We start from the raw sequence: 18,956 nt of genomic DNA, 5'->3' as shown, positions 1-18,956 counted from the left end.
GCCGGCTCAGCCCATGGTCGCCGGCAGGGTCACTTCCGACGGCAGGTTCCATTCGGCCGGATACAGCGGATTGACGAACACCAGACCGTCGGACGATGCGGTGGGGCCGGCGACGGTGCGGTCGCGGCCGGCCAGCAACTCGGCGATCCACGCCTCCGGCTGTTCGCCACGCCCCACCACCAGCAGCGAGCCGACGATGTTGCGGACCATGTGGTGCAGGAAGGCATTGGCCTGCACCTCGACCACCACGCGCTCGCCATGGCGCGCCACCGAAATCGCATGCAGGTTGCGGATCGCATGCGGCGCCTGGCAGTGGACGGTGCGGAACGCGTTGAAGTCCTGCTCGCCGCACAGGTGCTGCGCGGCACGGTGCATGGCGTCCGCATCCAGTGGCAGCCGTTCCCAGCCCAGGTAGTGGCGCTCCAGCGCCGGGCGCGCGATCCGGTTCACCAGCGTGTAGCGGTAGCGGCGGGCACGCGCGGAAAAGCGCGCGTTGAAGTCGTCCGCCACGGGCTGGCACCAGCGCACGCACACCGCCGGCGGCAGGCGCGCGGTCGCGCCCAGCAGCCAGCTGCGCGGCGTGCGGGCGACATCGCTGTCGAAGTGCACCACCTGGCATTGCGCGTGCACGCCGGCATCGGTGCGCCCGGCGCAGATCGTGTCGATCCGCGCATCGGCGACGGACGACAGCGCACCTTCCAGCGCCGCCTGCACGGTGGTGTCATCCGGCGTGCCGGACTTGGTCAGTCGTTGCCAGCCCTGGAATTCGCTGCCGTCGTACTCGACGCCCAGCGCATAGCGCGTCACTGCATCGCTCCGCGCCTGTCAGCCGATGTCGCGCAGCAGCTGCAGGGCTTCATCGCGCGCGATCGCATCGTTGCCGGCCGCGACTTCGTTCAACAGGTCGCGCGCGGTCGCCACGTCGCCCAGATCGAGGTAGGCCACCGCCAGTTCCAGCCGGTCACGGCCCACCGGTGCAGCTGCAGGCATCACGGCGGAGGCAGGCGCGCCGCCACCGGCATGCCAGGTGGGACCAGGCGCGGGGGCGGGTTGCGGTGCAGGCTTCGGGACCGGCGTGGGCGCCACCGCCACCGGCACGCTCACCGCCGGTTCGAGCACAGGACTCGGGGCGGGCGCCCGCTCGACTTCGGCCGGCGCTGCATTCGGCATCCCTGCCGCCAGCTCCGCGGCGCGGCTGCCTGCGGCATCGCCGCCGAACACGGGATTGCGCGGTACCGGCGCCGGCGCGACGCGCTTGCGGCGCTGGGCGAACCCCCAGGCCAGCGTGCCGACGAACAGCAGGCCGAAGCCGGCCCAAGCCCAGACCGGCACCCCACCGTCGCTGCCATTGCTCTGCGCCAGCCGCTGCTGGGCGGCGGCCAGGTCGCTGTCCTTCATGGCCAGCAGCTTTTCCTGCTGCGCCTTGAGCTTCTCGAGGTCGGCGACCTGCGAGCGCAGCTCCTGCACTTCGGCTTCGCGCGCGGCCAGGTCTTCCTTCGACTGCTGCAACTGCTCATTCGCCAACATCTCACCCTCACCGCCGGCGCTAACGCCGGACTGCGTTCCAGAACCCGACGTGCTCGTGGCCGCGGGTGCGATTTCCAGGCGGGCATCCGCCACCTGCGCAGGCGTCCGCGACGGGCTGGACGGAGGCGCGGGTGCCGACGCTGGCGCCACCACGGCCGCCGGCTGCGGGATCGGCGCACGCGCGCTCCGCCACTCGGCGATCTGGCTGCGCACCAGCGCGGCCGCTTCGCTTTCGAGGATCGTCTGCGCTTCGGCCGACTCGGGCACACGCAGCACCGCGCCCTGCTTCAGCAGGTTGAGGTTGCCGTTGATGAAGGCCTCGGGATTGGCGCGCAACAGCGCGACCATCGCCTGGTCCAGCGTGTAGCCCTGTGCTCGCGCCAACGGCGCGGCGATCTGCGACAGCGATTGGCCGCGGCGCACCGGCGCCAGCGTATCGCCGGGGACCACGGAAGGCGCCGGGGTTGCCGCGACCGATGCAGGCGCAGGTGCGGGAGGCGCGGGCGCTTGCGGCGGGGCCTGCGGAACCGGCGCCGGTTCCGGCGGAGCCACCGCGACCGGCTCGGCCGGCCGGACGATGGTGTCCGTCGGCGCGGCCATCGGCGCATCGATCACCGGCTGCCCGGCGGCCGCCAGCGTGCCCGGCGCACTGACCAGCGCGGAGTACTCGCGCACCAGCCGGCCCTGCCCCCAGTCGACCTCGATCAGGAAATTGACCGCGGCCACGTCCACGGGCGTGCGGCTGGTGACGCGCACGACCGGACGCCCCGCCTCGTCCAGCGCGACGGCGAAATCCAGTTCGTTGACCAGCCCCTGCGGGCGGGGCAGGCCGACGCGTTCGAACGTCACCGGCGACGCGAGGCGCGCGCGCAGTTGCTCGAGCTCGCCCGGCTCGCTGGAAATGACCGGGATCTCGGCCAGCAGCGGCTGGCCGGGTTGCGATTTGACCCTGATCTCCCCCAGGCCGAGCGCCAGGGCGGCGTTGCTCAGCAACGCCAGCCCCAGCCCGATCACGCCGGCCAGACGGAGACTTGCCGGCCGAGGTCTGTGCTTCGGTGTCACGGCCCTTCCCCAAGTTTCCCGGGCACGACTATAGCCGCTCAGCCGTTTTTCGCCACCAGCTCGGCCACCTGCACGGCGTTCAGGGCGGCACCCTTGCGGATGTTGTCGGACACGATCCACAGGTTCAGGCCACGCGGGTGGGAAAGGTCCTCGCGGATGCGACCGACGTAAACCGCGTCGGTGCCCGACGCATGGGTCACCGGCGTCGGATAACCGCCGGCTGCACGATCGTCCACCACCTCGATGCCCGGCGCGGCTTCCAGCAGCGCGCGTGCCTCGGCGGCGGTGATCTTCTCGCGGGTCTCGATGGCCACGGCTTCGGAATGGCCGTAGAACACCGGCACGCGTACCGCGGTCGGATTCACCTGGATGCTCTCGTCGCCGAGGATCTTGCGCGTCTCCCACACCAGCTTCATCTCTTCCTTGGTGAAGCCGTTGTCGAGGAAATCGTCGATGTGTGGGATCAGGTTGAAGGCGATCTGCACCGGGAAACGCTGCGGATCCGGATCCTGGAAGTTGAGCAGCGCACCGGTCTGGCGGCCGAGTTCCTCCAGCGCCGAGCGTCCGGCACCGGAGACGGACTGGTAGGTCGCCACGTTGATGCGCTCGATGCCGACCTTGCGGTGGATCGGCGCCAGTGCCACCAGCATCTGCATGGTCGAGCAGTTCGGGTTGGCGATGATGCCGCGCGGGCGGTTCTGCACCTGCTCGGGGTTCACCTCGCTGACGACCAGCGGGACATCGGCGTCGTAGCGGAAGGCCGAGGAGTTGTCGATGACCACGGCGCCCGCGGCCGCGAACTTCGGCGCGAACTCCTTGGAGATGCCGCCGCCGGCGGAGAACAGCGCGATGTCGATGCCGGCCGGGTCGAACGTGGCCAGGTCCTGCACGGTTATTTTTTCACCGTTGAACTCGACAGCGCTGCCGGCGGAGCGCTCGGAGGCCAGCGCGACGAGCGTGCCGATCGGGAAATTCCGCTCGGCCAGGATGGACAACATGGTTTCGCCGACGGCGCCGGTGGCGCCCACGACGGCGACGTTGAAGGTACGGTTCTGGTTGCTCATGGAAGATGGTTTTCGCGGGAAAGGAGTGAAGACAGCGGACAGGAGAAGGCTGTGCTCGGGGAACCTGCGGACGCGCCTCAGGCTCCCTGTCGTTTGGCGATGGTGGTTTTGATGGTGGTGGCAATGGCCAGCGCGTCCGGATTCACCGGCGTCGGCGGATGGCCGGCATCCGGGCCTTCGCCCAGCGCGGCGATCAGGTTGTCCACCGCCAGCGACACCATCGCGCGGCGCGTGGCCAGGCTGGCGCTGGCGATATGTGGCGTCAGCACCACGTTGCGCAGCGCGAGCAGTTCGGAGCGAACCGCAGGCTCGCCTTCGTAGACGTCCAGGCCCGCCGCGGCCAGGCGGCCATTGGCCAACGCATCGGCAAGCGCGATCTCGTCGATGACGCCGCCGCGCGCGATGTTCACCAGCGTGGCGGTCGGCTTCATCTTCGCGAGCGCGGCCGCATCGACCAGATGGTGGACCTGCGGCGAGTACGGCAGCACCAGCAGCACGTGATCGGCCTGTGCAAGCAGGTCGTCGAAGCTGGCGTAGGCCGCACCACACTCCCGCTCCACCGTCTCCGGCAGCCGGCTGCGGTTGTGGTACAGCACGCGCATGTCGAACCCGCGCGCACGGCGGGCGATGCCCTGCCCGATCCGGCCCATGCCGACGATACCCAGCGTACTGCCATGCAGGTCCGCGCCAAGCAGCGTGCCGAACGACCACTGCTGCCATTGGCCTTCACGCAGCCAGCGCTCGGCCTCGGTGATGCGGCGCGCCGTCGCCATCAGCAATGCAAAGCCGAAGTCGGCGGTCGTTTCGGTCAACACGTCCGGCGTGTTGGTGGCGACGATGCCGGCCTGCGTCAGCGCGGCGACATCCAGGTTGTTGTAGCCCACGCCAACGTTGGCGATGGCGCGCAGGTGCGACGCGGCGGCGATTTCCTGCGGACCGATACGTTCGTTCAACGTCACCAGCGCGCCAGCGCTGTCGCGCAGCGCGTCGGCGATGGCCTGCGGCGTGTACTCGGTGACGTCTGCCGTCGACTGCACGTCGAAGTGCGCCGCCAGCCGCACGACGATGTCGTCGAACAGCGGCTGCGACACCCAGACGCGCGGCCGCGATTCAGCCATCGACGCGGCCGGGAACCAGCGGCGGCACGTCCCCGACATCGCCGCATTGCGCGCGATGGCGCAGCGCCTGGTCCATCAGCACCAGCGCCATCATCGCCTCGGCGATGGGCGTGGCGCGGATGCCGACGCACGGGTCGTGGCGGCCGGTGGTGATGACGTCCACGGTGTTGCCGTCCACGTCCACGGTCGCGCCCGGCAGGCGCAGGCTGGAGGTCGGCTTCAGCACGATGGACGCGGTGACCTGCTGGCCGGTGGAAATGCCACCGAGGATGCCGCCGGCGTGGTTGGACAGGAAGCCGTCCGGCGTCATCAGGTCGCGGTGTTCGGTGCCCTTCTGGGTGACGGCGGCAAAACCGTCGCCGATCTCCACGCCCTTCACCGCGTTGATGCTCATCAGCGTGGCAGCGAGGTCGCCGTCGAGCTTGCCGTAGATCGGCTCGCCCCAGCCGGCGGGCACGCCATCGGCCACGACATTGACGCGCGCGCCGATGGAATCGCCGGACTTGCGCAGCGCATCCATGTAGGTTTCCAGCGCCGGCACCTGTGCCGCGTGCGGCCAGAAGAACGGGTTGTCTTCCACCGCGCTCCAGTCGAAGCCGTCCGGCACGATCGGACCGAGCTGCGACAGGTAGCCGCGCACACTCACGCCGTACCGTTGCCGCAGCCATTTCTTGGCGATCACGCCGGCCGCCACGCGCGTGGTGGTCTCACGTGCGGACGAACGCCCGCCACCGCGCGGATCGCGGATGCCGTACTTCTGCCAGTAGGTGTAGTCGGCGTGGCCGGGCCGGAACTGCCGCGCGATGTCGGCGTAATCCTTGCTGCGCTGGTCGGTGTTGCGGATCAGCAGCGCGATCGGCGTGCCGGTGGTGCGGCCTTCGTACACGCCGCTGAGGATCTCGACCTCATCGGCCTCGCGGCGCGCGGAGGTGTGCCGCGACTTACCGGTGGCGCGGCGCTCCAGGTCGTGGCGGAATTCCTCGGGTGCGATCTCCAATCCTGGCGGGCAGCCGTCGACCACGCAGCCGATCGCCGGCCCGTGCGATTCGCCGAACGTGGTGACCGTGAGGAGTTTTCCGAAACTGTTGCTGCTCAAGCGCCGCTCCGCGGATGGGACCACCGGTGCCGGGCGTTGAAGCATCGCATACCGGCCGCCCTATTGTGCAGTGCGCCAACGCCGTCCGCGACGGTTGCAGGCGCAACCGCTGCCGACACCGGATGCGGCGGGCGCGGCCTTATTTTCGTGCGGCGGCGAGTGCGCCGATGTGCGCGTTGTGGCGGATCAGTTCGGCGCATTCGATGGCGAAAATGCCCATCTGGCCGACCTTGAACTCGATCCATGCGAACTCGACGTCGGGCAGCAGTTCCACCAGCGCGCGTTCCGACTCGCCGACCTCGCAGATCAGCAGGCCGTCCTGGCTCAGGTGCAGCGGCGCATCGCGCAGGATCTTCAGCACCAGGTCCAGACCGTCGTCGCCGGCGCGCAGGCCGAGTTCGGGTTCGAAGGAGTACTCCTTCGGCAGCGCGTCGGTTTCGTCGTTGGTGACGTAGGGCGGGTTGGTGACGATCAGGTCGTAGTGGCGACCGGTCAGCCCGGCGAACAGGTCCGACTTGAGGAACTGCACGTTGTCGGCCAGCAGGCGCGCCTTGTTCTCGGCGGACAGGGCCAATGCGTCGTCGCTGATGTCGACGCCGTCGACCTGCCAGTCCGGGTTGTAATGGCCCATCGCAATGGCGATGCAGCCCGAACCGGTGCACAGGTCCAGCGCGCGGTTGACCTCGCGGCCGCCCAGCCAGGGCTCGAAGCCGGCTTCGATCAGCTCGGCGATCGGCGAGCGCGGCACCAGCGCGCGCGCATCGCTCTTGAAGCTGAGGCCGGCGAACCATGCCTCGCCAGTCAGGTAGGCGATCGGCACGCGCTCGTTGACGCGGCGCTCGAACAGGGCCAGCACCTGCGCCTTCTCCGCGCCGGTCACCCGCGCCTGGCCGTAAGCCGGGCCGAGATCCGGCGGCAGGTGCAGCGTGTGCAGCACCAGGTGCGAGGCCTCGTCCAGCGCGTTGTCGTAGCTGTGGCCGAAGGTCAGGCCGGCGGCGTTGAAGCGGCTGGCGCCATAGCGGATCAGGTCGATGATGGTGTGCAGTTCGGCGGCGACGTCGGCGGTCATGGCAAGGCTTGTGAAGACGCCGGAACGGCGAAGGCCGCCGATTATAGGGGCTGCCCCGGTATCATGACCGCCCTCGTGCCGCGCCCATGCGGCCCCGGCCTACCGGCCGCGCCCCTCCTCCGTGGGAATCCCAAGCGCATGTTCAACAAGAAGATCGGCCTCATCCTCATCCTGGCGCTGGCCGCCGGCCTGGGCCTGCTGGCCGCACAGAAATTCTTCGGTCCGGCCACGCCCGCCACGCAGTGGCCGGCCACCCAGACCGTCACCCTGTTCCAGCAGACGCGCCCGCTGCCACCGTTCTCGCTGCGCCAGTCCGACGGCACGCAGCTGACCGATGGCGAACTGAAAGGCCACTGGACGCTGGTCTTCCTGGGATTCACCTTCTGCCCGGATGTCTGCCCGACCACGCTGGCCGAACTGGCCCAGGCGCAGGCGCAGTGGAAGGACCTGCCCGACTCCACCCGCCCGCGCGTGCTGTTCGTGTCGGTGGACCCCGAGCGCGACACGCCCACCCGCATCGGCGAGTACGCCCACGCCTTCCATCCCGACACGATGGCGGCCACGGCCGACGTGCCGACGCTGGAGAACTTCGCCAAGTCGCTGGGCTTCGTCTTCATGAAGGTGCCGGGCGACGGCTTCGACCAGAACCCTAACGACTACAGCATGGACCACTCCTCGGCGATCGGCGTACTCGACCCGCAGGGCCGGCTGGCCGGCCTGATCCGCCCGCCGTTCCAGCCGAAGGCGATCGCGGCCGACATGCGCGCGCTGACCGAGGCTTCGGTGAAATGAGCCTGCTGACGTCGCTGACGTACGTCCTGCCGCACCGCGTCCTGTCGTCGCTGGCCCGCCGGCTGGCGTATTCCACCTCATCGGGCACCAGCCGCTGGCTGATCGACACGGTGACGAAGAAGTTCAACGTCGATCTCGACGAGGCCGCGAATCCCGACCCGCGTTCCTACCCCAGTTTCAATGCCTTCTTCACCCGTGCGCTGAAGCCCGGCGCGCGCGCGGCCGACGCCGATCCACGCGCGTTGCTGATGCCGGCCGACGGCCACATCAGCCAATGCGGCGCCATCGAGGACGGCCGCATCTTCCAGGCCAAGGGCCAATCGTTCACCGCCGCCGAACTGCTGGGCGATGCCGCGGCCGCAGAGCCGTTCCGCAACGGCCTGTTCGCCACGGTCTACCTGTCGCCGCGCGACTACCACCGCGTGCACATGCCGTGGACCGGCACGCTGCGCGAAACCGTGCACGTGCCCGGCCGTCTTTTCAGCGTGGGTACCGATGCGGTGGCGAACGTGCCGCGCCTGTTCGCCCGCAACGAGCGCCTGGTCTGCCACTTCGATACCGATTTCGGCCCGATGGTGTCGGTGATGGTCGGCGCCCTGCTCGTCTCGGGCGTGGAAACCGTATGGAGCGGCGAAGAGATTCCCGCGTACGGCACCGCGATCACCCGCAAGGACTACCGCGGCAAGGGCATCACGCTGGAGCGGTTCGCGGAGATGGCCCGTTTCAACTACGGCTCGACGGTGATCGTGCTGCTGCCACCGGGCGTGGCGAAGCTGTCGCCGGAGCTGAAGGCAGAATCGCCGGTTCGGCTGGGCGAAGCACTCGCCAGGCTGCCGCAGTAGCGTGCGCCATGCGCACGACCGCACGATGCATCCCCGTGCACCTGAGCCAACCTTTCATCACATGGTCGTGCGCGCAGCGCACGCTACGAACGACGTCGTAGTGCCCGAACTCTCCAGCTTCATTCCCGCCTGGCCGATTCACCCTGCGACAACAAAAGAACCGGGAACCGTAGCGTGCGCCATGCGCACGACCGCACGATGCATCCCCGCCCACCCGCGCTCACCATGCATCACATGGTCGTGCGCGCAGCGCACGCTACGTGCTGCATGGACTCGCCCGCCATTGGGACCGACATGATTCGTAGTCTTTCGCCCGACGAGGCGGACCCACGTCCCACACGTTTCCGACGCATATTGTTAATGGCGCCGATGTTCCATGGACCGCATCATCACCACCTGTTCTCTCCGAAAGGTGGCCAGGGATGGCGACGTTCCGACGACTATTCACGCCAGGCGCGACGTGGTTCTTCACGGTCGTCGCCGCAAGACGGCGCCCCCTGCTGACCGACCCGCGCGTGATCTCCGCATTCGGCACCGCGATGCGCGAAGTCCGGGAAACGCTGCCGTTCTCGATGCCGGCCTGGGTCATCCTGCCGGACCACCTTCATGTGATCTGGACACTGCCGGAGGGCGATGCGGACTATCCGCGGCGCTGGTCGATCATCAAGCGCAGGACGTCCCAGTTGGCCGGCTTGCCGTCGATGGCGCGCGCCTGCTCGATGGTCGCGCGCCGTGAAAGCGGGCTATGGCAACGACGCTATTGGGAGCACCTGATCCGCGACGCCGATGACCTGCAGCGGCACGTCGATTACATCCACTTCAATCCCGTCCGGCACGGCTATGCGGGCGTAGCCGCAGCGTGGCCGTATTCGAGTTTCGCCCGACATGTCCTAGCGGACACCTATCCACAGGACTGGTGTGCCACTCGAGATCCCGATATCGACAACCGCGGTGAACCGTAACGTGCGCCATGCGCACGACATCGTTACGCCGCGATGCCGCGATGCCGCAATGCCGGCATCTTGCGGTCGTGCGCACGGCGCACGCTACGTATCATGCCCATACCTCCCGCGAAGTGCCCGCGCGGGAGGTATGGCGGAACCGGCGTGCCAGCGGCAACATCGCTACCGCCGGCGAACGTAGCGTGCGCCGCGCGCACGAGTGCAATCAGTCCGGCACCGCGCAATCGTGCGCATGGCGCACGCTACTTTTTGCAGCTTTCCAGCTTCAGTTCCTGGCCCGGTCGCACCGAATACGCCGGCGCCTTCAGCTTGTTGGCTTGCGCCAGCTTCTTCAGGTCGCACTGGAAGCGCTGCGAGATGCGGCCCAGCGTGTCGCCCTTCGCCACGCGATAGTCGCGCGCCTGCTTGGCCTTTGGCTCGGCCGGCTTCGGATCGCCGGTCGCCACCGTGGTCGGCACGCCGGCCACCGGCATCACGTCACCGACGGCCACGGTGCCTGACCGTGACGCACGACGGATGGCGGCGGCCGGATCGGCGCTCACCAGCGTGCGCGCCAGTTCCGCGCGCGGGCCGTTGACGCAGTAGCGCGTGTACAGGCCCGCGATGCGCGCGTTGGCCTTGAGCGTGGTGCCGGCAGGAATCCACGCTTCCGGTTGGTAGCGCGGGTTGAGGTTGCGCAGCGTGCGCAGGTAGCCTTCACGCGTGCCGCCGTTGCCCAGGCAGATGGTCAGTTCGTACAGCGACGCATCACGTGCAAGCTTCAGCGACACCGGCTGTGCAGTGACCTTCGGGAACTCCAGGCCGTACTGGCGCGGGTGCAGGAACAGCCACGCCGCCGCGATCACCATCGGCACGTAGTCGCGCGTCTCACCGGGAAACTGGCTGTAGACCACGTCGTCCCAGAAACCCAGGCCGGGATTCTCGCGATACACGCGCGCGGCGCGTCCTTCGCCGCCGTTGTAGGCGGCCAGCGCCAGTTCGATGTTGTTGTTGAGGCTGCGCATGCGCTCGTTCATGTATTCCGCGCTGGCCTGGCCCGAGGCATACGGGTCATAGCGCGTGTCGAAGCCGCTCGCATCGCGCCCCAGTCCGAAGCGCGCACCGGTGTGGAACATGAACTGCATCGGCCCCGCTGCACCCGCACGCGAGGTGGAATGCACGCGACCGTTGGACTCCTTGGCCATGATGCCGAACAGCAAGGCTTCCGGCAGGCCGCTGCGCTCCCATGCCGGATACAGCTCGGCGCGCATGTTCTGGTAGTTCTCGTAGCTGTTGATGAGCGCCGGGCGCATGTCGGTGAGCCAGCGCCGGATGCCCGCCTGGATGGCGGGGTTGTATTCGACCATGCGATCGAACGCGTGGCGCTGGTCGTTCAACAGCGCCGCCGTGCGTGCCGTCTCCGGTACCGGCGATCCGCTCGGGGCCGCATGGTCGGTGCCGTCATCCAGCGCATCGATGGCCTCGCCCTCTTCCGTCTCGCCGTCACCCTGCGCATCGGCATTGCCTTTCAGCAGGCGCTTGTAGGTCGCGAGCAAGGTCGCCATCTGGCAGCCGCGTTGCCGGGTGCACGCCGCCAGCACGTCTTCCATGTCCTCCAGCGCGGCATCGCTCTCGGTCGCGCCGCGCGGATCGCTGTTGGCCACCAGCACCAGGCCGTCGCGATACCGTTTTTCGGCCGCGGCCATGCGCTGTTCGAGCGCCTCGGAAGCCGCGCGATCGCGGGCGGACACACGCTGGGCCAGAGACGACGGCGACACCAGCAGCAGGGAAAGGGCGACCGCAACGGGCCAGTGGCGCAGACAGGCAGGAACCACAAACGACATCAGGTATGCATCCAGGGTGTGAGCCGGGAGGGTAGCCCCGGCCACGTACCCCGGGCAAGGTCGCACATCGCAGGTCTTTATCCCCGAGGGGGTTTGCAGCCGCTAGAATCCCGCCATTACCACGCGAGGTTGCACATGGATCCGATCCTGCTGGGCAAGGGCATCACGGACGACATCCCGGTCACGCTGCTGCCGAAGTTCGGCAACCGCCACGGCCTGGTGGCCGGCGCCACCGGTACCGGCAAGACGGTCACGCTGATGACGCTGGCCGAAGGCTTCTCGCGCATGGGCGTGCCGGTGTTCATGGCCGACGTGAAGGGCGACGTGGCTGGCCTGGCGGTAGCAGGCGACGGCAGCGAGCGCGTCATGCAGCGGGCGAAGGACATCGGCGTCGCGGACTACGCACCCATCGCCAGTCCGGTGGTGTTCTGGGATCTGTACGGCAAGCTCGGCCACCCGGTCCGCACCACGGTCAGCGAGATGGGCCCGACCCTCCTCTCGCGCATCCTGGAACTGAACGACACCCAGAGCGGCGTGCTGGACATCGTGTTCAAGCTCGCCGACGACCGCGGCCTGCTGCTGCTCGACCTGGAAGACCTGCGCGCGCTGCTGGGCCTGGTCGCCGCCGAGCGCAAGGACATTTCCACCAGCTACGGCCTGGTCAGCACGCAGTCGGTGGGCGCCATCCAGCGCGCGCTGCTGCGGCTGGAGCAGGAAGGCGGCGAGATGTTCTTCGGCGAACCCGCGCTGGAACTGACCGACCTGATGCGCACGAACACGGACGGCCGCGGCGTCATCGGCATCCTGGCGGCGGACCAGCTGATCCTGAAGCCGCGCCTGTACTCCAGCTTCCTGCTGTGGCTGCTGTCGGAACTGTTCGAGACGCTGCCGGAAGTGGGCGACCTGGACAAGCCGAAGCTGGTGTTCGTGTTCGACGAAGCGCACCTGCTGTTCGACGACGCACCACCCGCCCTGCAGCAGCGCATCGAACAGGTCGTGCGCCTGATCCGTTCCAAGGGCGTGGGTGTGTACTTCTGCTCGCAGTTCCCCGACGACGTGCCCGACAACATCCTGGGCCAGCTGGGCAACCGCGTGCAGCACGCGCTGCGTGCGTTCACCCCGCGCGACCAGAAGGCGGTGAAGACGGCCGCACAGACCTTCGTGCCGAACCCGAAGCTGGACGTCGCCCAGGCCATTTCCACGCTCGGCACCGGCGAAGCGCTGGTATCGACGTTGCAGGACAAGGGCATCCCGTCCCCCGTCCAGCAGACGCTGGTCTCGCCGCCGCGGTGCCGCATGGGCGCGATCAACGAGGCCGAGCGCCAGCAGGTCCGCAATAACAGTCCGGTCGGCGGCAAGTACGACACGGCCGTGAACCGCGAGTCGGCGGCGGAAATGCTGGCCAAGCGCGCCGAGACGGCCGTGCAGGCCACCAACGCGCCGGCCGCGAAGACGGAGAAGGACGATCCCGACGCTGGTGGCTTCGGCCAGGCGGTGAAGGATGCGGTCTTCGGCACCAAGCGCCGCCAGGGCATGATCGAGACGATGGCCAAGCAGACCACGCGCACCGTCGGCACCAAGCTCGGCAACCAGATCGTGCGCGGCATCCTGGGCAGCATCTTCGGCGGACGACGCTGATCGCACGGATGAAGTGGCTTGTCGCTCTCTTGGTCTGCTCGATGCCGCTTGCCGTCGTCGCCGCCAATCCAACGCCTGAGACCTTCGCTGGCCAGTTCTTCGGCACCATGACGGAGCGCGCCTGCGCATCGCAGGATGCGCTGCTGTCCCTGCGCACCGACGGACACTACAGGCTGCAGATGCATTGCCAGGATGACCTGCAGGCAACACCGGTGCGCCGCGGTCGCTGGTCGGTGACGTGGAACGGCACGTGCGTGCAGCTCAGTCCGCAGGACGACGCGCGCATCCTCGAACTCGCCATCCACGACGACGACCTGCTGGTGCTGACGGCAGGCAGTTGCATCGAACCGGTCGAAGACCCACGCGGCCGCACCCTGCGCCGTGTGGTCGACGACCGCGGAAACGACTGAGATGTCGCGCTGGCGCCCGCCGGGCGAGAAAAGCACTGCCCTGATCACCCGCGAAGGCCACGACCGCCTGAAGGCGGAACTGGACGACCTGTGGCGCGTGCGCCGTCCGGAAGTAGTGAAGGCGCTGGCCGCCGCCGCGGCCGAAGGCGACCGCTCGGAAAATGCGGAATACACCTACCGCAAGAAGCAGCTGGGCGAGATCGACCGCCGTGTCCGTTACCTCAGCAAGCGGCTGGAAGCGTTGCGCGTGGTGGATACCGCGCCCAGCGATCCGGAGGCCGTGTTCTTCGGTGCGACGATCGAACTGGAGAACCTCGCCAGCGGCGAGACCTCGCGCTACCGCATCGTCGGCCCGGACGAGACCGACGCGGCGCGTGGATGGATCAGCATCGATTCGCCCATGGCACGCGCCCTGCTGAAGAAGCGCATCGACGACGAGTTCGCCGTGGAGCTGCCCGGCGGACTTACCCACTTCGTGCTGGTGGATGTGGGCTACGCGGGCTGACGTTACAGCGGCCGCGGGTACACGCGGCCTTCCCGCAGCGGCCGGAAGTAGTCTTTCTGCGCGTAGAACGCCGCGCCCTGTTCTGCATGCCACCCCGGGATGCCGGCCAATGGCAGCGGACGCAGTTCCGTCGGCATGACGAGGCTCGTGCCCGTCGAGATCGACGCGACCACGCGCGCGATCGCGTCGACCGGGTCGCCCAGCACCACCAGGCATTTCCCGACCAGCAGGCGTCCCGGCACCAGCACCTGCTCCATCAGCGCATGCCCCACGACGGCAGCGACCGTGATTCCGCCATCGTTCCATCGCCCGGCGTTCGCGTGGAACAGCGCCGTCCAGTCGTGCCGGTCCCACAGATCCAGCAAGGTCGTGTCGCGTACCTGCACGACGACGCCGCTCTCATCGAACTGCGCCAGCGCCTGCTGCGCAGGACTGCGCTCACGCGACCCCATCCGTTCGAGATGCCGGCACTGCTGCCGGTTGAGGGCGTGCTTGAGCACGGGGTAGCGCACCCAGACCATCGCGTTGAACAGGTCGTGCCAGTTCTCTGCCCGCGTGGCGATGCGCCCCTGCGCGATGCGCGCTTCGTAGTGCAGTCCGTCGGCAAGTAGCGTCGCGTCCTGCACGACGAAACGAGGCCCGGTTGCCGGCATCCACGCATTGAGGGCGTCGATATCCGGCCATCGTGCGGCCGTCATCAGGTCCAGATGGTCGCCATAGCCGTCGAACACAGGATGCCGGAAACACGCGGCATCCACCTGTCCACGCAAGGGAGCGACGAAACGACGCGGACCGTCGCCCGCACGGATTGCGCCCGTCGGCGCGGTCACAGCACCTTGAGATCGAGCGGCTGGCCCGCCGTGCCGGCGATGGCGTCGCCGATCAGGTCGTGCTCGTCGCTTTCGGTGATCTCCACGTCGACGAACTGGCCGACCCGCAGGCCGAGTTCGCCACCGTTCTGGATATGCACCAGGCCGTCGATCTCCGGCGCGTCGGACTTTGAACGCGCGACGGCGATGTCGTCTTCGATCAGGTCGACCAGGCACTGCTGCACGGTGCCGATCTTTGCCTCGAGACGGGCGGCGGAAATCTCCGCCTGCTTCTCCATGAAGCGCGCCAGGCGCTCCTGCTTGACCGCTTCCGGCACCGGGTCGGGCAACAGGTTGGCGGCAGCGCCTTCGACCGGCGAATAGGCGAACGCACCGACGCGGTCCAGCTGCGCTTCGTCGAGGAACTGCAGCAACTCTTCGAACTCCTGGTCCGTCTCGCCAGGAAAGCCGACGATGAAGGTCGACCGCAGCGTGATGTCCGGACAGATCGAACGCCAGCGCTTCACGCGCTCCAGCGTCTTGTCGACGGCACCGGGCCGCTTCATCAGCTTGAGGATGCGCGGACTGGCGTGCTGGAACGGGATGTCGAGGTACGGCAGCACTTTGTTCTCCGCCATCAGCGGGACGATGTCGTCGACATGCGGATACGGATACACGTAGTGCAGGCGCACCCACGCATCGAGTTCGCCCAGGCCTTCGCACAGCGCCTTCATGCGGGTCTGGTACGCCTTGCCACGCCATTCGCGTTCAGCGTACTTCACGTCCACGCCGTAGGCGGAGGTGTCCTGCGAGACCACCAGCAGTTCCTTCACGCCGCCGCGTACCAGCCGCTCGGCCTCGCGCAGCACATCGTCGACGGGACGCGAGACCAGGTCGCCGCGCATCGACGGGATGATGCAGAAGCTGCAGCGGTGGTTGCAGCCTTCGGAAATCTTGAGATAGGCGTAGTGACGCGGGGTCAGCTTGATGCCGTAGTCGGGCACCAGGTCCACGAAGGGATCGTGCTTCGGCGGCAGCGCTTCGTGCAGCGCCTCCATCACGCTCTGGTAGTCCTGCGGGCCGCTGATCGCCAGCACGTCCGGGTACTGCTCGCGGATCTGCTCCGGGCGCTTGCCCAGGCAGCCGGTGACGATGACCTTGCCATTCTGGTTCATCGCCTCGCCGATCGCATCCAGCGATTCGGCCACGGCGGAATCGATGAAGCCGCAGGTGTTCACCACCACCACGTCCGCCGCATCGTAGGTCGGCACGATGTCGTATCCCTCCACGCGGAGCTGGGTGAGGATGCGCTCGGAATCGACCAGGGCCTTCGGGCAGCCGAGGCTGACGAAGCCGACTTTGGGGTTCTGCAGGGACATGGAGACAGTACGGCGGCGGCGTGTACGGGGCGCGGATTATAGCCTCCCCCTCCCCCGGCACCCGGAATGCGCGTTCAGGCGGTCGTCGCCGCTTGCGCGGACTTGGGGCCTCCGCTGCCCCGGCATACACTGGCGGCATGGGCCACTGGACCACCCTCGACACACCCTGCGGCCGCATCGCGGCATGGCGGGCGGATCCCGATGGCCCGCCCCGCGGCGCCGTGGTGGTCGTGCAGGAGATCTTCGGCGTGAACGCGCATATCCGCAGCGTGGCCGAAGGGTATGCGCTCGAGGGCTACGCGGTGCTGGCGCCGGCCTATTTCGACGTCGTCGAACCCGGTGTGGAACTCGCCTACGACGCCGCCGGCGTCGAACGAGGGCGCGCACTGAGGACCGCCGTCGGCCTAGAGCGGGCCAACGACATCACCCGCGCCGCCGCCGACGCGCTTGCGACCTCGCATCACCTGGTCGGCACCGTCGGCTACTGCTGGGGCGGCACCGTCGCCCTGCTGGCTGCCATGCGGCTGGGCCTGCCCTCGGTCAGCTACTACGGCGCACGCAACCTGCCTTTCCTGGATGAAACACCGCGTGCGCCGGTGATGTTCCATTTCGGCGAACAGGACGCTTCGATCCCGCCGGACATGGTGCAGGCCCATCGCGACGCGCTGCCCGGGATGGAGGTCTTCACCTACCCTGCCGGGCACGGCTTCAACTGCGACCTGCGCGCGGGCTACGAACCGTCCAGTGCGCGGCTCGCACGCGAGCGCACGCTCGACTTCTTCACCCGGAACCTCGCATGACCGATTTCACGCTCGACCCGCGCCTGGCCGCCGACAGCGCGTTCATCGCCGATGGCCCGCTGTCGCAGGTGCGGCTGATGGACGACACGCGCTATCCATGGCTCGTGCTGGTGCCGCGTGTGGCGGGCATGAGCGAATGGCTGGACCTGGATGGCGGCCAGCAGCGCCTGCTGCTGGCGGAGATCAACCGGGCCGGCCAACTGATCCGCACGCAGCCTGGCGTGCAGAAGCTCAACATCGGCGCGCTCGGCAATATCGTGCGCCAATTGCATGTGCACCTGATCGGCCGCCATGACGGCGATGCAGCGTGGCCGGGACCGGTGTGGGGCCATGGGAGCGCGATCCGGCACGCACCGGATCGACTTGCGGTGGAAATCGAACGCTGGCGCCAGCGGCTGGCATGAGCGCGCCGCGTTTCGAACCGCTCGGCGACGACGCCCTGCTGGTGCGCTTCGGCGATACGATCGATGCATCCACCAATGCACGCGTCCATGGGCTGACCGCCCGCTTGCGCGCGCTGTCGCCTCCCTGGCTGCGCGATGCGGTACCGGCTTACGCCAGCCTCGCCGTGTTCTTCGACGCTGCGCGGCTGCGCGGCGACGATCCCCATGCCACCGTGGTGGATGCGGTGAACCGCCTGCTGTCCGATGCCGGCGCCGGACCCGTCGGCGACGGTGTGCTGCATGAGATTCCCGTCTGTTACGGCGGCCGGCATGGTGAAGACCTCGCGAGCGCTGCATACGAGCTGGGGCTCGACGAAGCCACGCTGATCGCCCGTCATTGCGCGCCGATCTACACGGTGGCGATGATCGGCTTCGCCCCGGGGTTTCCCTATCTGCTGGGGCTGGACCCGGCCCTGGCACTGCCGCGCCTGGCCACGCCACGCACGCGGGTCCCGGCAGGCGCCGTGGCGATCGGCGGCGCGCAAGCCGGCATCTATCCACGCGAAAGCCCTGGCGGCTGGCGACTGCTGGGACGCACGCCACAGGTGCTGTTCGACGTCCGCCGCGCGCAACCGTCCCTGCTGCAGCCAGGCGATCGCGTGCGCTTCGTCCCCATCGATGATGCCGCGTTCGATCGCATGGGGATAACCGCATGACCGCATGGCAGGTACTGGCGCCGGGCGCGCAGACCACCGTGCAGGACCAGGGCCGGCATGGCTGGCGCCACCTGGGCGTGGCCCGTGCCGGCGCGATGGATGTCGCCGCGCTCGGCATGGCGAACCGGCTGGTCGGCAACGAAGAAAGTGCGGCCGGGCTGGAAATCGTGTTGCGTGGCCCGCGCCTGCGACTGTCCCGACCCTGTCGTGTCGCGCTGACCGGCGCCGCCATCCAGGCGTGGTGGAACGAGGTGCCACTGCCGATGGGACGCCCGCTGGACCTGCCTGCGGGCGAACTGGCCCTGGGGCCGCTGCGCGACGGCCTGCGCGCCTGGTTGGCCGTGGCCGGCGGCATCACCACCCCCATGCTGCTGGACAGTCGCAGCACCGACCTGCGCGGCGGCTTTGGCGGGCACGAGGGGGGCGCGTTGAGGGAAGGTGATCGCCTGCCGCTGGGAGACGCCCGCCCCGCCCCCGTCGTGCGGCAGCCCGCGTACCCAGCTTGGTGGATCGACGTGGACGATCCCTGGACCGCGGATCGCCATGTGCTTCGCTATCTGCCTTCCCCCCATCCCGCAGCGCCGTCGTTGTCGGCAACCGTGTGGCGTACCCACGCGAACAGCAACCGGCAGGGCCTGCGCCTCGACGGCGCCAGCCTGCCGGCGGGCGGCGGCGATGGCGTGTCCGAGCCAGTCGCGGTGGGCACGTTGCAACTGCCGCCGGACGGGCAGCCCATCCTGCTGTTGGCCGATGCGCAGACGGTAGGGGGCTACCCGCGCCTGGGCCACGTGCTCGCCTGCGATCTCGGACGCGCCGCGCAACTGCGGCCCGGCGAGCCGGTGCACTTCCAGCGGGTCACGCCGGCCCAGGCCCATGCGCTGAACCGGCAGCACGCGCATCGCCTGGCCCGGCTGCGCCTGGCCATCGCGCACCGCCTGTGAGGCTGCGGTAGGCTCCCCGG

The 18,956-nt window shown here is 68.6% G+C and carries 19 protein-coding genes; 10 read left to right on the top strand and 9 right to left on the bottom strand.

Annotated features, from left to right (window positions below):
• Nucleotides 1–6: 6 nt before the first annotated feature.
• The 6 genes from truA to prmB form a co-directional block, all read right to left on the bottom strand.
• Complete coding sequence (gene truA / locus V7060_RS08210; protein ID WP_334178757.1) at nucleotides 7–807, bottom strand: tRNA pseudouridine(38-40) synthase TruA; 801 nt, start codon at nucleotides 805–807, stop codon at nucleotides 7–9.
• Nucleotides 808–825: 18 nt separating this feature from the next.
• Nucleotides 826–2,589, bottom strand: coding sequence for a FimV/HubP family polar landmark protein (locus V7060_RS08205; protein WP_334178756.1), 1,764 nt, complete (start codon nucleotides 2,587–2,589; stop codon nucleotides 826–828).
• 38 nt (nucleotides 2,590–2,627) lie between these two features.
• Nucleotides 2,628–3,653 (bottom strand): aspartate-semialdehyde dehydrogenase, encoded by a 1,026-nt coding sequence (locus tag V7060_RS08200; protein ID WP_334178755.1) that lies wholly within the window; start codon nucleotides 3,651–3,653, stop codon nucleotides 2,628–2,630.
• Nucleotides 3,654–3,730: 77 nt separating this feature from the next.
• Nucleotides 3,731–4,771 (bottom strand): D-glycerate dehydrogenase, encoded by a 1,041-nt coding sequence (locus V7060_RS08195; protein ID WP_334178754.1) that lies wholly within the window; start codon nucleotides 4,769–4,771, stop codon nucleotides 3,731–3,733.
• Nucleotides 4,764–5,867: a chorismate synthase gene (gene aroC / locus V7060_RS08190; RefSeq protein ID WP_334178753.1), complete on the bottom strand. Its 1,104-nt coding sequence runs from the start codon at nucleotides 5,865–5,867 to the stop codon at nucleotides 4,764–4,766. The genes V7060_RS08195 and aroC overlap by 8 nt, the downstream gene beginning before the upstream one ends.
• A gap of 139 nt (nucleotides 5,868–6,006) precedes the next feature.
• Nucleotides 6,007–6,936: a 50S ribosomal protein L3 N(5)-glutamine methyltransferase gene (prmB, locus tag V7060_RS08185; RefSeq protein ID WP_334178752.1), complete on the bottom strand. Its 930-nt coding sequence runs from the start codon at nucleotides 6,934–6,936 to the stop codon at nucleotides 6,007–6,009.
• A gap of 138 nt (nucleotides 6,937–7,074) precedes the next feature.
• Here prmB and V7060_RS08180 point away from each other — a divergent pair, with 138 nt between their 5' ends.
• The 3 genes from V7060_RS08180 (at nucleotide 7,075) to V7060_RS08170 (ending at nucleotide 9,532) form a co-directional block, all read left to right on the top strand.
• Complete coding sequence (locus tag V7060_RS08180; RefSeq protein ID WP_334178751.1) at nucleotides 7,075–7,728, top strand: SCO family protein; 654 nt, start codon at nucleotides 7,075–7,077, stop codon at nucleotides 7,726–7,728.
• Complete coding sequence (asd, locus tag V7060_RS08175) at nucleotides 7,725–8,570, top strand: archaetidylserine decarboxylase (RefSeq protein ID WP_334178750.1); 846 nt, start codon at nucleotides 7,725–7,727, stop codon at nucleotides 8,568–8,570. The genes V7060_RS08180 and asd overlap by 4 nt, the downstream gene beginning before the upstream one ends.
• A gap of 422 nt (nucleotides 8,571–8,992) precedes the next feature.
• Nucleotides 8,993–9,532, top strand: a complete 540-nt coding sequence (locus tag V7060_RS08170) for a transposase (RefSeq protein ID WP_334178749.1) — start codon at nucleotides 8,993–8,995, stop codon at nucleotides 9,530–9,532.
• Nucleotides 9,533–9,774: 242 nt separating this feature from the next.
• Here the strand turns inward: V7060_RS08170 and V7060_RS08165 are convergent, their stop codons facing one another.
• On the bottom strand, nucleotides 9,775–11,355 hold the full coding sequence (locus V7060_RS08165; protein ID WP_334178748.1) for a transglycosylase SLT domain-containing protein: 1,581 nt from the start codon (nucleotides 11,353–11,355) through the stop codon (nucleotides 9,775–9,777).
• On the opposite strand from V7060_RS08165, the gene V7060_RS08160 reads away from it, so the two are divergent.
• The 3 genes from V7060_RS08160 to greB are packed head-to-tail and all read left to right on the top strand — an operon-like array spanning nucleotide 11,323 to nucleotide 13,908.
• Nucleotides 11,323–12,993: a helicase HerA-like domain-containing protein gene (locus tag V7060_RS08160; RefSeq protein ID WP_334178747.1), complete on the top strand. Its 1,671-nt coding sequence runs from the start codon at nucleotides 11,323–11,325 to the stop codon at nucleotides 12,991–12,993. The genes V7060_RS08165 and V7060_RS08160 overlap by 33 nt on opposite strands.
• 41 nt (nucleotides 12,994–13,034) lie before the next feature.
• On the top strand, nucleotides 13,035–13,403 hold the full coding sequence (locus tag V7060_RS08155) for a copper resistance protein NlpE N-terminal domain-containing protein (RefSeq protein ID WP_334178746.1): 369 nt from the start codon (nucleotides 13,035–13,037) through the stop codon (nucleotides 13,401–13,403).
• 1 nt (nucleotide 13,404) lies between these two features.
• Nucleotides 13,405–13,908: a transcription elongation factor GreB gene (gene greB, locus V7060_RS08150; RefSeq protein WP_334178745.1), complete on the top strand. Its 504-nt coding sequence runs from the start codon at nucleotides 13,405–13,407 to the stop codon at nucleotides 13,906–13,908.
• A 2-nt stretch (nucleotides 13,909–13,910) separates the two neighbouring features.
• Here the strand turns inward: greB and V7060_RS08145 are convergent, their stop codons facing one another.
• Together V7060_RS08145 and rimO are read right to left on the bottom strand one after the other, a co-directional pair.
• Complete coding sequence (locus V7060_RS08145; protein ID WP_334178744.1) at nucleotides 13,911–14,738, bottom strand: DUF3025 domain-containing protein; 828 nt, start codon at nucleotides 14,736–14,738, stop codon at nucleotides 13,911–13,913.
• Nucleotides 14,735–16,096 carry a 30S ribosomal protein S12 methylthiotransferase RimO gene (rimO, locus tag V7060_RS08140; RefSeq protein ID WP_334178743.1) on the bottom strand — a complete coding sequence of 454 codons (1,362 nt, stop codon included), beginning with the start codon at nucleotides 16,094–16,096 and terminating at the stop codon, nucleotides 14,735–14,737. Before rimO ends, V7060_RS08145 begins: the two co-directional genes overlap by 4 nt.
• Before the next feature lie 137 nt (nucleotides 16,097–16,233).
• On the opposite strand from rimO, the gene V7060_RS08135 reads away from it, so the two are divergent.
• The 4 genes from V7060_RS08135 to V7060_RS08120 are packed head-to-tail and all read left to right on the top strand — an operon-like array spanning nucleotide 16,234 to nucleotide 18,936.
• Nucleotides 16,234–16,896, top strand: coding sequence for a dienelactone hydrolase family protein (locus tag V7060_RS08135; RefSeq protein ID WP_334178742.1), 663 nt, complete (start codon nucleotides 16,234–16,236; stop codon nucleotides 16,894–16,896).
• Nucleotides 16,893–17,300 (top strand): HIT family protein, encoded by a 408-nt coding sequence (locus tag V7060_RS08130; RefSeq protein ID WP_334178741.1) that lies wholly within the window; start codon nucleotides 16,893–16,895, stop codon nucleotides 17,298–17,300. The genes V7060_RS08135 and V7060_RS08130 overlap by 4 nt, the downstream gene beginning before the upstream one ends.
• Nucleotides 17,297–17,995 carry a 5-oxoprolinase subunit PxpB gene (gene pxpB, locus V7060_RS08125; RefSeq protein WP_334178740.1) on the top strand — a complete coding sequence of 233 codons (699 nt, stop codon included), beginning with the start codon at nucleotides 17,297–17,299 and terminating at the stop codon, nucleotides 17,993–17,995. Before V7060_RS08130 ends, pxpB begins: the two co-directional genes overlap by 4 nt.
• Complete coding sequence (locus tag V7060_RS08120) at nucleotides 17,992–18,936, top strand: biotin-dependent carboxyltransferase family protein (RefSeq protein ID WP_334178739.1); 945 nt, start codon at nucleotides 17,992–17,994, stop codon at nucleotides 18,934–18,936. The genes pxpB and V7060_RS08120 overlap by 4 nt, the downstream gene beginning before the upstream one ends.
• The last annotated feature ends 20 nt before the right edge of the window (nucleotides 18,937–18,956 follow it).

It is taken from the genome of Pseudoxanthomonas sp. (assembly GCF_036845285.1).
Classification (GTDB): Bacteria; Pseudomonadota; Gammaproteobacteria; order Xanthomonadales; family Xanthomonadaceae; genus Pseudoxanthomonas_A.
Note: the sequence above shows the minus strand (reverse complement) of the source record. Positions and strands in the feature narration are given on the sequence as shown.

Bases quoted from the DNA above. Each gene is read 5' to 3' on its own strand.
- V7060_RS08200 (WP_334178755.1), bottom strand. From the start codon at position 3,653: ATGAGCAACCAGAACCGTACCTTCAACGTCGCCGTCGTGGGCGCCACC.
- V7060_RS08195 (WP_334178754.1), bottom strand. From the start codon at position 4,771: ATGGCTGAATCGCGGCCGCGCGTCTGGGTGTCGCAGCCGCTGTTCGAC.
- prmB (WP_334178752.1), bottom strand. From the start codon at position 6,936: ATGACCGCCGACGTCGCCGCCGAACTGCACACCATCATCGACCTGATC.
- V7060_RS08180 (WP_334178751.1), top strand. From the start codon at position 7,075: ATGTTCAACAAGAAGATCGGCCTCATCCTCATCCTGGCGCTGGCCGCC.
- asd (WP_334178750.1), top strand. From the start codon at position 7,725: ATGAGCCTGCTGACGTCGCTGACGTACGTCCTGCCGCACCGCGTCCTG.
- V7060_RS08170 (WP_334178749.1), top strand. From the start codon at position 8,993: ATGGCGACGTTCCGACGACTATTCACGCCAGGCGCGACGTGGTTCTTC.
- V7060_RS08165 (WP_334178748.1), bottom strand. From the start codon at position 11,355: ATGTCGTTTGTGGTTCCTGCCTGTCTGCGCCACTGGCCCGTTGCGGTC.
- V7060_RS08155 (WP_334178746.1), top strand. From the start codon at position 13,035: ATGCCGCTTGCCGTCGTCGCCGCCAATCCAACGCCTGAGACCTTCGCT.
- greB (WP_334178745.1), top strand. From the start codon at position 13,405: ATGTCGCGCTGGCGCCCGCCGGGCGAGAAAAGCACTGCCCTGATCACC.
- rimO (WP_334178743.1), bottom strand. From the start codon at position 16,096: ATGTCCCTGCAGAACCCCAAAGTCGGCTTCGTCAGCCTCGGCTGCCCG.
- V7060_RS08135 (WP_334178742.1), top strand. From the start codon at position 16,234: ATGGGCCACTGGACCACCCTCGACACACCCTGCGGCCGCATCGCGGCA.
- V7060_RS08130 (WP_334178741.1), top strand. From the start codon at position 16,893: ATGACCGATTTCACGCTCGACCCGCGCCTGGCCGCCGACAGCGCGTTC.
- pxpB (WP_334178740.1), top strand. From the start codon at position 17,297: ATGAGCGCGCCGCGTTTCGAACCGCTCGGCGACGACGCCCTGCTGGTG.
- V7060_RS08120 (WP_334178739.1), top strand. From the start codon at position 17,992: ATGACCGCATGGCAGGTACTGGCGCCGGGCGCGCAGACCACCGTGCAG.